Source organism: Rhodovulum sulfidophilum DSM 1374 (genome assembly GCF_001633165.1).
Classification (GTDB): Bacteria; Pseudomonadota; Alphaproteobacteria; order Rhodobacterales; family Rhodobacteraceae; genus Rhodovulum; species Rhodovulum sulfidophilum.
The window spans coordinates 3,367,567-3,382,897 of sequence record NZ_CP015418.1; the positions used below are offsets into that span (position 1 = coordinate 3,367,567).

Consider the following 15,331-nt stretch of genomic DNA (forward strand, 5'->3'; position numbering starts at 1 on the left):
GACACGACACGACACGACACGACACGACACGACACGACACGACACGACACGACACGACACGACCAGTGAAACATGCTGTCCACTCAGCCGCAAGAGGTCTTCGGAGATGTCCATCTTCTTTCCATGCTATTTTGGAAAAGGAGGACCCAGCCATGGATGGAACACCGAAAGCGACGAAACTCAGGGCTCGTGACGCGAAGACGAAGGTCGCGCAGAGCCGCATGAGTGTGCTGGAACTGGCCAAGGAGCTCGGCAACGTCGCCGAAGCTTGTCGGCAGCGCGGCATGGACCGGACCAGCTTCTACGAGTGGAAACGCCGGTTTCATACCCACGGCTTCGAGGGACTGAAGGATCTTCCGCCGATCCACAAGACCCACCCGCAAACGACCCCGCCCGAGACAGTCGAGCGGATCAAGGCGCTGTCGTTCGAGCATCCGGCCGATGGCTGCAACCGCTTTGAGGCGATGCTGGCGCTCGAGGGCGTGCGGGTCTCTCCGATCCTCCGTATCCTAAACTCTACGGTGGGCCAAATCAGTGGGGGAGGCCCAAGCTTGGAATTTGTCCAGCACGATGATCAAGACTGAGATGCCGGAGCCGTAAAAGAGATTTTCAAGGAGGCCGGTGATCACTTTGATATAGCCACGCTTGAGAATTTTCTCCCGCAGATCAGCCTTCTTCTTGCCGCGGATGAGCACCCCGCGGGACGGGATCACCGTGCCAGAGCCGGTGGCCTACCATCTTGGCGCGTAGCGCCAAGATGGTACATGGCTCATGAGCACCGTGTTAGGCGGGGTCAGATGCAACGCTTACAGCCCATCCATAACAGTGCGGAACTTGCATGTACGGCGATCGCTAGGGAGCAGAGCAGGAACACCCTACCGAACCGTCCGCGCGCCTGGATGCCGGGCATGGTCAGAAGGATAAGTCGGCTGGGCAACTCAGTCATGCTCCTCGCCAAGCGGATTTCTGATCGAGCGCTCCACGATCAGGAATGGATGCCCTTGCGACGACGTCTCCATGCGCGCCTCGACGCCATAGACCTTCCCCAACAGGGGGGGAGTCAGAACGTCGACGGGCGAACCATTGGCCTCCACCTGTCTGTCGTGAAGGACGACAGCACAATCGGCAAAGCGCAAGGCATGGTTCACATCGTGGATTGCGACCACCACGCACATGCACCATTCCCGAGCCAATCGGCGCAGCAGATCCAGCACCTCGAACTGGTTTTGCAGATCCAGTGCGCTTGTCGGCTCGTCCAGCAGCAACACGCGCGGTTCGCGAATAAGAGCCTGCGCAATGGACACCAACTGGCGCTGTCCGCCGCTGAGGGCGGCAAGCTCGCGGTCAGAAAGGCTGTTGATGCCGAGAGTATCGAGCATATGCGTGACGACATCCAGCTCCTCGTCATCGACCGACCAGCCCCCGCCCTGCTTGTTCGCCAGAAGCACCGCCTCGAACACGCGCAAGGACGAGCCCATCGAGATGTCCTGGGGGACATGGGCGGGGCGGTTGCGGTGATAGGCGGGCCAGGATTCGACAGGCTGGCCCGCGATCTCGACACGACCGGGGCCTTTCAGCTCGCCCGCGATCCGGCGCAACAGGGTCGATTTGCCCGCGGCATTGGAGCCAAGCAATGCGGTGACGCTTCCGCTCTCCAGGGGACCGAAGCTGATGTCCTGCAGGATCGGCCGTTTGCCGAAGGAGACCGAGACTTCCGACAGATTGAGGAGACCCGTCATCGCTTCGCCCTCATTATCAAGGTGAAGAACAGCGGCACCCCAACCAGGGACGTGACGATGCCGATCGGAAGCGTCTGGCCGGCAATGAGCGACTTGCTCAGGACTGACGCGGCCGACAGCATCAACGCACCGCATAATGCGGAGGTCGGCAGCAGGAAACGCTGATCCTCGCCGACCAGCATGCGGGCGATATGGGGCGCGACCAGCCCGACGAAACCGATGGTGCCGACAAAGGAGACGCAAACAGAGGCCAGAAGGCTCCCGAGCAGAATGCCCCGCAGTCGCAACCGGGCAACCGGGACGCCAAGGCTGGTTGCGCGGGACTCGCCGAGGCGCAGCGCAGTCAGCGCCCAGGCCTGTTTGGCGAAGGCAAGCGAGACAAGCGCAAGAGTGATGCTCATTATGCCCAGCTTGAGCCAGTTGGCGCGCGACAGGCTTCCCATCGTCCAGAACACGACAGCGGAAAGCGCCTGATCGGGCGCGACATACTGCAATGCCTGGAGCAGCGCGGTAAACGTGAAGACCAGGGTCGTTCCGAGCAGCACGATCATTTCCGTCGTGATGCCGCGCTTCTGGCTGAGCCGGTGAATGAACAAGGCCGCGCCCATGGAGATCAGGAAAGCATTGGCCGGCACGGCGAAGGCGACGGCCGAAGCCGGCAACAGACTTACTCCGAGGATCAGGCCGAGAGCCGCGCCAAAGCTCGCTGCCGCCGACAACCCAAGCGTGAAGGGGCTTGCGAGCGGGTTGCCCAAAACCGTCTGCATCTGCACCCCGGCGACCGCGAGGCTGGCGCCGACGACCAGGGCCGCCAGCGCGACCGGCAGGCGTATGTCCCAAAGGATGACGCGAACGGACAGCGGAGCGTCCGTATCCCAGAGCGCGGACAGGACTTCGAGGGAACTATAATGCGCCTGACCGATCGAGAGGTCGATCAGGAAGCAGATGACGGTCAGCAGCCCGATGCCCGTCAGCAGGGTCAGCCGCCGTCTGGTAAGCCGGAGGTATAGATTTCGGCTTTGCAGGGGCGATACGGGCGGAGTTTCCACGAGAGGTTCCGTCACGATGCGCCCCCCTCCAGGCTAAGCCAGTAGCCTGATTCATAAGGCACCGGAAGGAACCGGGCATGCAGCTCGCGAAACGTGTCCTCGGGATCGAGTGCGGCGAAAACTTCCGGGTGAAGCCATTTCGCGACGCGCTGCAGCGCAATGAAATAATAGGGGTTGTCGTAGAACGGATGCCAGATCGCATGAACCCGCCCTGCAGTCACCGCCCGCAACGAGCGATAGGCCGGCCGCTGCATCAAGCGGTGCAGGCGGCTCTGTCCTTCGACGGGATCGGCGCCCGGTCCGAGATTGACCCAATCCCCGGCCGGAGAATAGAGGGACCAGTTTGCTCCCGTAACCAGAACGACGTCGGGATCGGACTCGATAACCTGCTCGGGGTGCAGGGTGCCGAAAGACCCGTGCAGAAAATGTGCGCCAAGGTTGTCCCCGCCGGCCGCCCTGATCAGCTCGCCGAAATTGCCGTCGCCATAGGTGAGGCAGCAGTCGTCATACATTCCTGCCGCGCGCTCGACCATCACACGCGGCCGTGACCGAACCTTCGCCAGCGGCTCGATGACCCGGTCGATCTGCTCCTGACGAAATTGCAGGAAGCGGGCCGCGCGATCCTGCCGCTCGAGCAACTCGCCCAGGATCTGGATACTGCGGGTCGTGTTCTCGAACATCCTGGTGCGAAAATCGACAAACAGCACGGGAATCCCGACATGCGCCAATCTTGCCATCAAGCCCGAGGCAAGGGCGGCATGTTTCGAACTCAGATTCATCACCACGACATCGGGTTCGAGCGAGATCGCCAGTTCGGCACCGATCGACTCCAGCGTTCCGCTGGAGAAGGAGGGGATCCGGTCGATATCGGGAAACCTGCGCAGATAGGCATTGTAGCCGTCCAGATCGGCGGCCCGGAAATTGTTTCCCCAGCCGACCACATTGGCGAAGGGGTTTTCGGGTTGCAGCACCGCCATCACATAAGCGAGCGGACCATTGCCAAGAAGCAGCCGCCTTATCGGTCTTGTGATGGCGACCGTCCGACCATCGATGTCAGTGATGGAGACGGACGAGCCGCGCTGTCGGTCGGATCGGGCGGCGCGGGGCGCGGAACCGAGGCACAAGGCCGCGATTGCCAGACCGCCCCGCACCATGTTTCGGCGCGAAAGATAGCTTTCTTGCATGAGGTTACCAGCGATAGGAAAGCGATGCGGAAACGGTTCTCCGTTCGCCGGCGAAGCAATAGAGTTGCGACGTGCAGCTTGAAACGTAGTCCTTGTCGAACAAGTTGCCGATATTGACATTGAGCAGGGCGCCGGAGAATTTGGGCGACACCTGAGCGAAATCGTAGCTCAACCCCAAATCGACGAGCGTTTCGGCGGGAACTTTGAAGCTGTTGGTCGGATCTCCGAAGGTCGAGCCCTGATAACGCACCCCGCCGCCGATCTTGAGACCCGCCAAAGCTCCTTCGTTGAAGCGATAATCGACCCAGGCGGAGGCGCTGTGCTTGGGAACCTGCGTCAGGGAGTTCCCCTCATGACGGGTATCCTCGAGGATTTCATTGTCCAGATAGGTATATCCCGCAATGACATTGATGTTCGGCGTGACCTCCATCGCTGCCTGCAGGTCGATGCCGCGCGTGCGAACCTCGCCGGTTTGCGTATTGAACCCCAGATGCAGCGCATCGGCTGTCTTGACGTTGGTCTGCTTGAGCTCGAAGATCGCCGCACTCAGCAGCATGTTCGAGCCTTCCGGACTGTATTTGATGCCGATCTCGGTTTGCTTCGTCTCGACCGGCTTGAAGGGGTTTCCCTTCCAGTCGTTTTCAAGAAGCGGATCGTATGCGGTGGAATAGCTTACATAGGGTGCCAGGCCGCTGTCGAATTGATAGCTCAGGCCGATCCGCCTGCTCCAGGCGCTATCGTCATAATTCGTGACGCGCGAGGTCAGCGAGTAGCTCCACGTCTCGTCGTCGCTGGTGAACCAGTCGCGACGTCCCCCAAGCGTCAACAGCCAATTGTCCCAGGAGATCTGGTCCTGCAGGTATATGCCGCCGCGGTTGAAATCGCGATCGACTTTCCATGGTGCGGCGCGGCTGGCCGAGAAATCGGGGATCTTGCCCGGGTTGTGGTCGTCTGAATAGGGATCGAAAAGGATGGGCCCGTCAGTATACAGCTCGTTTTTGATGGTTCCGAACGAGTAGTCAAAACCGACCAGCGCCTTGTGTTGCGTAGGGCCAATATCAAATTCGCCGCTGAGGAAATTGTCAGTGGAGAATGTGGTGGATTCGGCGGGGGCGTCTTCGTAATAGCCTTTCAGGAAGGGAACGCCGCCGACGTCCGAAAAACCATATACGGTGCTGCGCTTGAGGTTGGAATCGACATGCATGTAGCGTGAGTTGGATGTGAATTTCCAACCGTTATCGAACTCGTGTTCGAAGAACGAACTGACCGAGGTCTGCTTTCGCGTGGAATCGGCGAAATTCATGTCGTTGTAATTTCGGCGCCTCTTGATTTCGCGATATGGGCTGTTGTTCAATCCCAGAAGAACGGCTGGCAGGCTGATATAGTCGGGTATCTCGGGCTCGTAGGAATAGGTGCCCATGACCGTCCACGATGTTTTGTCGTCGGGACGCCAGGTCAGGGCAGGGGCAAGATACAGGCGGCGGTGTTTCGTGTCGTCGATTTGCCCATTCGTATCGAGGCCGCTCGCCGTGAAACGAAACAGAAGAGTTCGGTCTTCGTTCAGCGGGCCGGTTGTATCAATTCCGATATGCTTGCGCGCGAAATTGCCGAACTGAAGGCTCACTTCATGCGATGCTTCGTCCTGCGGTCGTCGGCTGACCTGATTGACAATGCCGCCACCCGTTCCCTGACCGTACAATACGGATGACGGTCCGCGAAGCACCTCCACGCTGTCGAGGGTGAAGGGGTCGACCTGGGGCAACCAGCTGCCGGAGTTGCTGATGATCCTCAACCCATCAAGGTAATAGTCGGCCTTGATCCCGCGAATGCGGGTGATGTCGACATAGCTGCCGAACGCGCCGAAAGCCTCGCTCGTCGCCCCGGCCGTGTAGCGCAACGCGGAACTGGTGTTGGCGGGGTTCTGGGTATCCATCTGGTCGCGCGTGATGACCGATACCGATTGCGGCGTTTCGAGGATCGACGCATCGGCCTTCATCCCCACGCGAGAGGTCTTCGCAACGACGCCGGCATCGCCGTCTTGTACGTCGATGACGATCGGCTCGAGCGTGAAGGCCTTCAGATCCGATGCGTTGCCGTCCTTGCGAGGCTTCGTCTCTTGGGAGAGCGCAGGAGTGGCAAGCAACAGGCACAGCACAGACGTGCCCAGATAGTAGTTTATTGCCGGTCGCGGGGGGCGGGATGTGCCGGAAGGCACGCTTTGATCGTAGCTCGCCATGGAATCGGTCCAAGATAAGTTGACTTTTTTGCTCAGGTTGTGCGCATAGACTACGACCGACCGTCGGTCAATGACATTGCGACTCATTTTCATTCGCACTCCGCCGCAAGGGTGGGGCCCGGTCACCCTCGTGGCCGCTGAGGGGATGAAGCGACGCAAATCAATTGACCGACGGTCGGTTAAAGTTATACATCATGTTTTTAATCAGAGGGTTAGTGAGATCATGTCGGTATCAAGAAGGGCGGTGGCCGTTGCCGCCGTGTATTTGGGAACGTTCATGGCGACGCTCGCGATCAGCATCGTGAGCGTCGCCCTTCCCGCGATTCAGGCGAGCCTGGAAACCAGCCTGTCCGGTCTTCAATGGGTGGTGGGGGCATACACGCTCTGCCTCTCGGCATTCATGTTGTCTGCCGGGCCACTCGCAGACCGCTATGGGCGCAAGCGCACATGGCTCATTGGTGTGGCCTTCTTCACCTTGGGGTCGGCCATTTGCGCGACGGCCGATTCTCTTGCGACGCTGATCGCTGGATGCGCCTTCCAGGGCCTTGCGGGCGCACTCGTGATCCCCGGCGCGCTCTCCATCCTGACCCAGGCCTTTCCCGACCCGGTGAAACGTGCCCATGTCATCGGCGGCTGGTCGTCATTCAACGCGATCTCGCTGATCCTCGGGCCGATGATGGGCGGTTTGCTGGTCGATTACGCCGGCTGGCCAAGCATCTTTCTGGTCAACCTGCCGCTGGGCATCGTTGCGCTCGGGCTGGGGCTTGTGGGGATCGAGGAAAGCTCTCATCCGGACCACGCCGCCCTCGATCCTGTCGGGCAAATTCTGAGCATCGTCTTTCTTGGTACCTTGACGCTGTCGTTGATCAATGCGGGGCATTCGGGTTGGAGCGCTCCGGTCACCACCGTGCCGATGGTCATTTCCGCGCTGGCCCTGCTTGCATTCATCGCCGTCGAGATGCGGACTGCCCGGCCGGTTCTGCCGGTCGACCTGCTTCGTCAGAAAGCCTTCGCATCGGCCAATTTCGCCTCTTTCGTGCTGGGCTTCTCGGGCTATACGAGTCTGTTCCTGTTCTCTCTCTTCCTGCAGCGCGGGCAGGGCTGGACGGCCACGGAGACGGGCTGGCGTATGGCCCCTGTCTTTGCCGCAATGCTCGCGGGCTCGTCCGTCTTCGGCAAACTCACGCGGCGCTTCGGTATGAATCGCGTGATGATCGCCGGCTATGTTCTGCTCGGCGGATCGATGCTGGTCATGGTCTCCTTCACGCCGTCGACCCCTTATGGCATGGTGGCCCCTGTCTTTGCCTTGCTCGGGATCGGGCTGGGATTGGCGGTGCCCTCAACCGGCGCTGCAGCGATGGGAAGCGCTCCTCGTGAGCGGACGGGAGCAGCTTCGGCAACGATGAATGCGCTGCGGCAAGGCGGAATGACCATTGGCATAGCCCTTCTTGGAACCATCATGAGCGCACGGGCCGTCGCGTCGCTGAAGAGCGTGCTTGCGCAATCCGGCGTTGACGATGTCGCCGCTATCGCGGCCGTCGCCGTTCAACGGCATGAGGTTCCATCGACGCTCCCTGTCGCTTCCGGGGCGTTCCACGAGATACTGGCAGGCGCCTTCACGCAGGGCTTCTCCCTCGCGGCTGGGTTCGCTGGAATTCTAGGCCTCGTGGCAGCCGGAGTGGTCGCGCTCTCATCACGCAGGCAGTGACAGCGGTGCGAGTGTTCGATTGAAACACAGCGAAAGCTAGCCTTGAACCGCGCCGGGTTTGCCGGAGGCTGATTTCGGTTAGTTACGCGGCCATGTCTTCAGTTTCCAGAGCTGCGTAGAAGTTTGCCTCAGCTTCCGCCGGCGGAATGTTCCCGATCGGCTCGAGCAGCCGGCGGTTGTTGAACCGGTCGACCCATTCGAGAGCGGCATATTCGACTGCCTCGAAGCTGCGCCAAGGGCCGCGACGCTGGATGACTTCCACCTTGAAAAACCTTGCAGATCGGCTCGACCCCATGTTCACCACGATGATCGTCGATGAACCCGACCATCACTTCGACCGGCGGTCGAGCATCTCAGGCATTGCTCGAAGCAATGCCGCACCGCCTTCGATCATCGCAAAATATGCGCTCGCCTTGCGCGGGATCTCGTTGGTCTGGCGCAGCTCCCGGTTCTCTCGTTCCAGCGCCTTCATCTTCTCTGCCAAGTCGGCTGGGATGCCAGCGCGCTGGCCGCTGTCGACCTCGGCCTTCTTGCCCCACTCATTCAGGGTCTGGGGCGCACAGCCGATCTTCGCGGAACTCGACATGACTGCCTGCCAGCGCGATCCATGCTGACCCTCATTGTCGAGGGCCAGGCGCACCGCACGTTCGCGCAGTTCGGGCGAAAACTTGTTCGTCGTCTTGCTCATGATGCCCCATCCTACTCAGGAGTTGGAGCCTCCGGCAAAACCGGCACGGTTCACTGCCCTGCACCTGCGCCGCCGACTTCGCCGCCAAGGTGATCGTCGATACCGTGCGCGGCGGACTCTTCTCCGACTGGGAAACCGACGCCTCTGGCAGGAAGCCCGCGCCCTGACAGAGAGTGCAGTATCAACCTTGCAGCATCGTGGCAGCAGCCCCTAACCATCTCATCGTGGCGAGATTGCGGACCTGCTGGAGGTGCGGCACGGCGACGTCAAGCCAACCGTCGAACGGCTGGCGGATCGAGGCATCATCGGACGTCCTCCGTCGGAGGAGATGCAAATTGCCGCCTGGAACAACCGTGCCTACGTCACCGAAGTCTATCATCTGGAAAAGCGCGACAGCTACGTGGTGGTCGCGCGGCTCTCGCCCGAGTTCACGGCCCGCCTCGTGGATCGCTGGCAGGAGCTCGAAGAGAAGGCATCGGCACTGCCGGACCCCATCAGCTCAGCCGAGCCGGCATGTGCCTGGGCAGACCAGGTCGAACGGAACGACCGGCAAACGGTGCAGATCGCCGACATGCGCGAAGATGTCGAAGCCCATCATCGCCCGACCAAGGCAGCGGGTAGCCTGAACATCACCGAAGCAGTCAAGACGCTTGGCGTTCGGCCCAAGAAACTCCTTTGACTGGCTGGCGCAGAACGGCTGAATCTACCGCCGCCCCGGCGCGGCGAACTGGCTGGGCTATCAGACGAAGTGCGATCAGGGCTTGTTTCTGCACAAGTCCACCACTCTCCGACGGCTCCGAGAAGATCACCGAACAGATGCGCGTGACGCCGAAGGGGCTTTCGAAGCTGGCGAAGTTGATCCCGCCGACTGCCAGACTGGTCTGTTACCTCGACCGCCGCCAGCCCCGTCCCTACGACGCTTTTTGAGGAAAGCGGGCCGGGGCTGGCTCATCTCATCAATCCCAAACGCCGGAGCGGAAATGAGGCCAATCCGCCAGCAATCAACCCCGTATGCCGGAGAACCGGAAAAACTAGGCCCGATCCGCAGCGATTTCCTCGACGAGGATCGCCGCGATCTCGTGACAATCGGCGGGCGAAAAGGTCAGCGGCAGCCGCAGATCGATCAGCCCGGCCAGCGCCCGGTCGGTCTGCGGCAGCGGCTCGGGCGCGACATAGCCCCAATGGACATAGCGCGAGGTGAAACCCTGCGGCTGCTCGGCGCCGAACCATTTCAGCTCGACCCCGCGCGCAGCGGTCCGCCCCAGAAAATCCGCGATGCGCTCGGGCGGCCAGCCGGGCAGGCGGAACTGGAAGGACGAGCCGACGAAACGCTCGGCGGCGGGCCGCTCGATCAGCGTGATCCCCGGGCAGCCCCGCAACCCTGCCTCGAGCGCGCGGTACAATTCGGCCCAGCGCGCGACCCGGTCCGGCAGCTCGGCCAGTTGCGGCCGCAGGATCGCGGCACGAAGCGCATCCATCCGCCCCGAGACATTCGGCATCTCGGCCAGGAGCCCCTCGAAATGCTCGGGCCCCGGCGCCGCGCGGTGGCGCGGATACATCATGTAGGAGCCCGACAGCAGGATCGCGCGCGCCATCAGTTCGGGATCGTCCGAGATCAGCAGCCCGCCCTCGCCCGAATTGAGGTGCTTGTAGGTCTGGGTCGAATAACAGGCCATCGCGCCATGCCGCCCCGAAGCCACCCCGTTCCAGGCAGCCCCCATGGTGTGGGCGCAATCCTCGATCACCGCGACCCCGGCGCCGTCGCAAATGGCCATGAGCCGGTCCATGTCGCAGATATGGCCGCGCATATGCGACAAGAGCAGCACCCGCGCCCCGGTCCCGGCGATCCGCGCCTCGAGATGACCAAGGTCGATCACCAGATCGGACGTGACCTCGACCAGCACCGGCCGCGCGCCCAGACTGGCAATCGCGCCCGGCACCGGCGCCAGCGTGAAGGCATTGGTCAGGACCGGCTCGCCCGGGCCCACCTGCAAGGCGCGCAGCGCGGTGGCCAGCGCATAGCCGCCCGAGGCCACCGCCAGCGCGAAACGGGCGCCGGTGAAGGCCGCGAACGCCTCTTCGAGCAGCGCGACCTCGCCCGCCTCGCCCTCGGTCAGGTTGTAGCGATGCAGCCGCCCGTGCCGGAGCACCGCGACCGCCGCCTCGATCGCCGCCTCGGAAAGCGGCTCCTGCTGGGTGAAGCTGCGGGAGAAACGCGGCACCATGGCTCAGGCCGCGGGCAGAAGCTTTGCCACGAGGCCGTCAAGCTCGGCATAATCGGCCATCAGCGCCTCGGGCTCCAGCGCGGACATCTCGTCGGCGGCGGGACCGAAGCTGACCAGCACGCAAGGGACGCCCGCGGCACGCGCGGTCGCACGGTCGGTGCCGCTGTCGCCGACCAGCATCGAGCGGCCCACCTGCCCGCCCACCTGCTCGACCGCCAGCGCATAGGGCGCAGGGTCGGGCTTGCGCACCGGCAGCGTATCGGCACCGACGAGCGAGGCGAAAAGCCCGCGCACGCCAAGCCGGGTCATCAGCTCTTCGGCCAAGGCGGCGGGCTTGTTGGTACAGATCCCGACCCCGATACCCGCCTCGCGCAGCCGTTCGACCGCCGCGACGGCGCCGGGATAAAGCCGGGTATGGCGGTCGAGCCCGGCCGCGTAATGATCGAGAAGCAGCGGAAACTGTTCGGCCACCGGCGCATCATCGCCGATCCGGCCCAGCCGCTCGAAGCCGAGCCGCAGCATCGCCCGGCCGCCGAGGAAGGCGGTGGCCGCATCGGCCTCGGGATCGAGCGGGCGGCCCTGCCCCAACGCCTCGAAACAGGCATTGGCCGCGTCGATCAGATCGCGGCTGGTATCGGCCAATGTGCCGTCCAGATCGAAGATCACCGTCCGCATACGCCACCTCTTTCTTCCGTTCGCCGCCCCTGTAACAGAGCGAAATGCCAAGTGAACCGGCCGCAGGTTGCGAACCGCAGGAACCGCGATAAAAGGGGAGCGAGAAAAAGGAAAGAGCAGAGACCCCCATGCCCACCGCCCTGATCCTCCTGGCCGCCGGCCAGGGCAACCGCATGATGTCCGACCGCGCCAAGGTGCTGCACGAGGTCGCCGGGGCACCGCTTCTGGCCCATGCGATGGCGGCGGGCCGCGCGCTCGACTCGGCCCGGACCGTTGTCGTGACCGGGCATCAGGCCGAGGCGGTGCGCGCCGCAGCCCTCGACATCGACCCCGAGGTCGCCGTCGCCGAACAGACCGAGCGGCTTGGCACCGGCCATGCCGTGGCCCAGGCCCGCCCCGCGCTTGAGGGATTTTCGGGCGATGCGATCGTGCTTTACGGCGACACCCCCTTCATCCGGCCCGGGACGCTCGAGGCGATGGCGGCCGCCCGCGCCCGGCATGCGGTGGTGGTGCTGGGCTTTCATGCCGCCGATCCCAAGCGCTACGGGCGACTGGTGATGGCGGGCGAGACGCTGGACCGGATCGTCGAATATAACGACGCGACCGAGGACGAACGCGCCCTGACCTTGTGCAATTCGGGGGTGATCGCTGCCGATTGCGCAACCCTGTTCGAGCTGATCGGCGCGCTCTCGAACGACAATGCGGCGGGCGAATACTACCTGACCGACGTGGTCGGGCTGGCCCGCGCGCGCGGGCTGTCGGCGGGCGTCGTGATCTGCGACGAGGCCGAGACGCTGGGCGTCAATTCGCGCGCCGATCTGGCCGCGGCCGAGGCCGCCTTCCAGGCCCGCGCGCGAGCCGAGGCGCTGGAGAACGGCGTGACGCTGGTCGCGCCCGAAACCGTCTTCTTCGCCTTCGACACCGTGATCGGCCGCGATGCCGTGATCGAGCCCAACGTGATCTTCGGTCCCGATGTCACCGTCGAATCCGGCGCCCGGATCCGGGCCTTCTCGCATCTCGAGGGCTGCCATGTCAGCCGCGGCGCCGTGGTCGGCCCCTTCGCCCGGCTGCGTCCCGGCGCCGAGCTGGCCGAGGATGTGCGGGTCGGCAATTTCGTCGAGATCAAGAATGCGCAGGTGGCCGAGGGCGCCAAGGTCAATCACCTGACCTATATCGGCGACGCCACCATCGGCGAGCGGGCCAATATCGGCGCGGGCACCGTCACCTGCAATTACGACGGCGTCTTCAAGCACCGCACCGAGATCGGCGCCCATGCCTTCATCGGCTCGGACACGATGCTGGTGGCCCCGGTGAGTATCGGCGCCCATGCCATGACGGCCTCGGGCTCGGTCATCACGTCGGACGTGCCCGAGGACGCGCTGGCGCTTGGCCGGGCGCGCCAGCAGGTCAAGCCGGGGCTCGCGCGGCGGCTAATGGACCGGCTTCGGGCCGAAAAGGCGAAGCGCAAGGGCTAATAGGCGGGATCTCCCGCCCTGTACGGAGTTAATCGCATGTGCGGAATTGTCGGCGTTCTGGGCGATCACGAGGCCGCGCCCCTGCTGGTGGCGGCCCTCGGGCGGCTGGAATACCGGGGCTATGACAGCGCCGGGATCGCCACCGTCAATGCCGGCCGGCTCGACCGCCGGCGGGCGGTGGGCAAGCTCGTCAACCTCTCGGACCTGCTGGTCCATGAGCCGCTGCCCGGCAAGGCCGGGATCGGCCATACCCGCTGGGCCACCCATGGCGCCCCCACCCTCGCCAATGCGCATCCCCAGCGCGCGGGCCGGGTCGCGGTGGTCCATAACGGCATCATCGAGAATTTCCGCACGCTCCGCGACGAGCTTGGCGCCCGCGGCATCGGTTTCGAAAGCGATACCGATACCGAGACCGTGGCGCATCTGACCCAGACCTATCTCGACGAGGGAATGGCCCCGCGCGAGGCGGCCGCCCGTGCGCTTGACCGGCTGGAAGGCGCCTTCGCGCTGTTGTTCCTGTTCGAGGGCGAAGACGACCTGATGATCGCCGCGCGCAAGGGCTCGCCGCTCGCGATCGGCCATGGCGAGGGCGAGATGTTCGTGGGCTCGGATGCCATCGCGCTGGCGCCGCTGACCAACCGCATCACCTATCTCGAAGAGGGCGACCGCGCCGTGGTCACCCGCGCGGGCGCCGAGATCTTCGATGCCGCGGGCGATCTGGTCCTGCGCGAGATCCGCACCATCGAGATCGACGCCACCCGGATCGAGAAGGGCGGCTACAAGCATTTCATGGCCAAGGAGATCGCCGAACAGCCCGCGGTGCTGGGGGATGCCCTGCAGCACTATCTGGGCGAAGAAGGCACCGAGATCACCCTGCCCGGCGGCGGCATCGATTTCTCTGGCGTCACCCGGATCACCATGGTCGCCTGCGGCACCGCCTATCTGGCCTGCCTCACCGCCAAATACTGGATCGAGCGGCTGGCCCGGCTGCCGGTCGATGTCGATGTGGCCTCGGAATTCCGCTACCGCGAGCCGCCGATCCCCGAAGGCACGCTGGCGATCTTCGTCAGCCAGTCGGGCGAAACCGCCGACACACTGGCCGCGCTGCGCTACTGCACGGGCCGGGCCGACCGGATCGTCTCGGTGGTGAATGTCCCCGAAAGCTCGATCGCGCGGGAAAGCGACCTGGCACTGCCGATCCTCGCGGGCGCCGAGATCGGCGTCGCGTCGACCAAGGCCTTCACCTGCCAGCTGGCCGTTCTGGCGCTGGTCGCGCTCGACGCCGCGCGGCAGCGCGGGCGGCTCGCGCCGGCGGACCTGGCCCGGCACCTGGCCTCGCTGCAGGCGATGCCGGCACGGTTCAACGCGGCACTGGCACTGCACGAGCCGATCCGACGTCTGGCCGAACGCCTGGCCGAGACCACCGACGTGCTTTTCCTGGGCCGTGGCGCGATGTACCCGCTGGCGCTGGAAGGCGCGCTGAAGCTCAAGGAAATCAGCTATATCCATGCCGAGGGCTATGCCAGCGGCGAGCTCAAGCACGGCCCCATAGCCCTCGTCGAGAAGACCGTACCGGTGATCGTGATGGCGCCCCATGACCGGCTGTTTGACAAGACGGTCTCGAACATGCAGGAGGTGATGGCGCGTGGCGGCCCGGTGCTGCTGATCACCGATGCCCGCGGCGCGGCCGAAGCCGGGAGCGGCGTCTGGGAGACGCTGATCATGCCCGAGGCGTCCGATCTCTTCGCGCCGATGCTCTATGCGCTTCCGGTGCAGCTTCTGGCCTATCACACCGCCGTCGCCAAGGGCACCGATGTCGACCAGCCCCGCAATCTGGCGAAATCGGTGACCGTCGAATAGGGACCTCTCCGCCACAACGCGCCGGTGTGACCTGCCAATAGATCACAGTTGTTTCGCACCGGCACGCGGCTTGTGACAGACCTCCTTGGGTCGGGTCCCGTTACCGGAACATGACGGTCGCTGCAACGCAGCTGGCAGCGCGCCGCATCTGTCCTGGCGGCTGGCGATCGGGCACCGCCCGCATGAAGAAGAGGCCCTTGATCCGGAGGCGCTGCCCCTGGAGTTTCCGGTCACGGCGCGTCGGGGTGGCTGCGCCCATGCCAGGCCCGGCAAGCGCACCGAGGGTCCTGGCGACGACCTTCAAGCGGATGAACCGGTTGCAAAGCGCCTTCAGAGGCCCATGGGCGGCGGGCGCGTCCTTCCATCTACCCCGTTTTTGCCGAGGAAGACTATCCGGCCCGGAACCCGTCATTCATCCACCCGCGTCTTGCCTCGGGATTACGGACAGAACCGCCAAAAGCCGCCCCATCTGGCCTCGCTCGACCGCAAATG

At 63.9% G+C, this 15,331-nt stretch carries 11 protein-coding genes and 3 pseudogenes; 5 read left to right on the forward strand and 9 right to left on the reverse strand.

What is annotated here, in order from left to right; all coding sequences use genetic code 11:
• Positions 1-152: 152 nt before the first annotated feature.
• Positions 153-515: pseudogene (locus A6W98_RS15810) on the forward strand (helix-turn-helix domain-containing protein); the annotation flags it as partial.
• Here A6W98_RS15810 and A6W98_RS22385 read toward each other — a convergent pair.
• The 5 genes from A6W98_RS22385 to A6W98_RS15830 all read right to left on the reverse strand — a co-directional run bounded on the left by A6W98_RS22385 (position 510) and on the right by A6W98_RS15830 (position 6,208).
• Positions 510-713, reverse strand: a complete 204-nt coding sequence (locus A6W98_RS22385) for an N-6 DNA methylase (protein ID WP_072071710.1) — start codon at positions 711-713, stop codon at positions 510-512. The pseudogene A6W98_RS15810 and the gene A6W98_RS22385 sit on opposite strands and share 6 nt — an antisense overlap.
• Before the next feature lie 225 nt (positions 714-938).
• On the reverse strand, positions 939-1,739 hold the full coding sequence (locus A6W98_RS15815) for an ABC transporter ATP-binding protein (RefSeq protein WP_042463062.1): 801 nt from the start codon (positions 1,737-1,739) through the stop codon (positions 939-941).
• A complete protein-coding gene (locus A6W98_RS15820) occupies positions 1,736-2,803 on the reverse strand; it encodes a FecCD family ABC transporter permease (RefSeq protein WP_231098294.1) in 1,068 nt (355 codons plus the stop codon). Before A6W98_RS15820 ends, A6W98_RS15815 begins: the two co-directional genes overlap by 4 nt.
• Positions 2,800-3,972, reverse strand: coding sequence for an ABC transporter substrate-binding protein (locus A6W98_RS15825; protein ID WP_081251968.1), 1,173 nt, complete (start codon positions 3,970-3,972; stop codon positions 2,800-2,802). Before A6W98_RS15825 ends, A6W98_RS15820 begins: the two co-directional genes overlap by 4 nt.
• 4 nt (positions 3,973-3,976) lie before the next feature.
• Positions 3,977-6,208, reverse strand: coding sequence for a TonB-dependent siderophore receptor (locus tag A6W98_RS15830; RefSeq protein WP_042463069.1), 2,232 nt, complete (start codon positions 6,206-6,208; stop codon positions 3,977-3,979).
• A 223-nt stretch (positions 6,209-6,431) separates the two neighbouring features.
• Here A6W98_RS15830 and A6W98_RS15835 point away from each other — a divergent pair, with 223 nt between their 5' ends.
• Entirely contained in the window at positions 6,432-7,916 is a 1,485-nt protein-coding gene (locus A6W98_RS15835) for a DHA2 family efflux MFS transporter permease subunit (RefSeq protein ID WP_042463072.1), read from the forward strand.
• Between the two features lie 85 nt (positions 7,917-8,001).
• On the opposite strand, the pseudogene A6W98_RS22390 reads toward A6W98_RS15835, so the two are convergent.
• Positions 8,002-8,184, reverse strand: a pseudogene (locus tag A6W98_RS22390) (IS3 family transposase); the annotation flags it as partial.
• 1 nt (position 8,185) lies between these two features.
• Positions 8,186-8,604, reverse strand: a pseudogene (locus tag A6W98_RS20490) (transposase); the annotation flags it as partial.
• Positions 8,605-8,932: 328 nt separating this feature from the next.
• Between A6W98_RS20490 and A6W98_RS15850 the strand changes: the two are divergent.
• Positions 8,933-9,283 carry a Rha family transcriptional regulator gene (locus tag A6W98_RS15850; protein ID WP_052678095.1) on the forward strand — a complete coding sequence of 117 codons (351 nt, stop codon included), beginning with the start codon at positions 8,933-8,935 and terminating at the stop codon, positions 9,281-9,283.
• Positions 9,284-9,635: 352 nt separating this feature from the next.
• Here A6W98_RS15850 and A6W98_RS15855 read toward each other — a convergent pair whose 3' ends face one another.
• Positions 9,636-10,829, reverse strand: a complete 1,194-nt coding sequence (locus tag A6W98_RS15855; RefSeq protein ID WP_042463080.1) for a DegT/DnrJ/EryC1/StrS family aminotransferase — start codon at positions 10,827-10,829, stop codon at positions 9,636-9,638.
• Between the two features lie 3 nt (positions 10,830-10,832).
• The gene (locus A6W98_RS15860; RefSeq protein WP_042463083.1) at positions 10,833-11,504 is read right to left on the reverse strand and encodes an HAD-IA family hydrolase; all 672 of its coding nucleotides are present in this window, start codon (positions 11,502-11,504) and stop codon (positions 10,833-10,835) included.
• A gap of 128 nt (positions 11,505-11,632) precedes the next feature.
• On the opposite strand from A6W98_RS15860, the gene glmU reads away from it, so the two are divergent.
• Positions 11,633-12,979, forward strand: a complete 1,347-nt coding sequence (glmU, locus tag A6W98_RS15865; protein ID WP_042463086.1) for a bifunctional UDP-N-acetylglucosamine diphosphorylase/glucosamine-1-phosphate N-acetyltransferase GlmU — start codon at positions 11,633-11,635, stop codon at positions 12,977-12,979.
• Between the two features lie 36 nt (positions 12,980-13,015).
• Entirely contained in the window at positions 13,016-14,839 is a 1,824-nt protein-coding gene (gene glmS / locus A6W98_RS15870; RefSeq protein ID WP_042463089.1) for a glutamine--fructose-6-phosphate transaminase (isomerizing), read from the forward strand.
• The last annotated feature ends 492 nt before the right edge of the window (positions 14,840-15,331 follow it).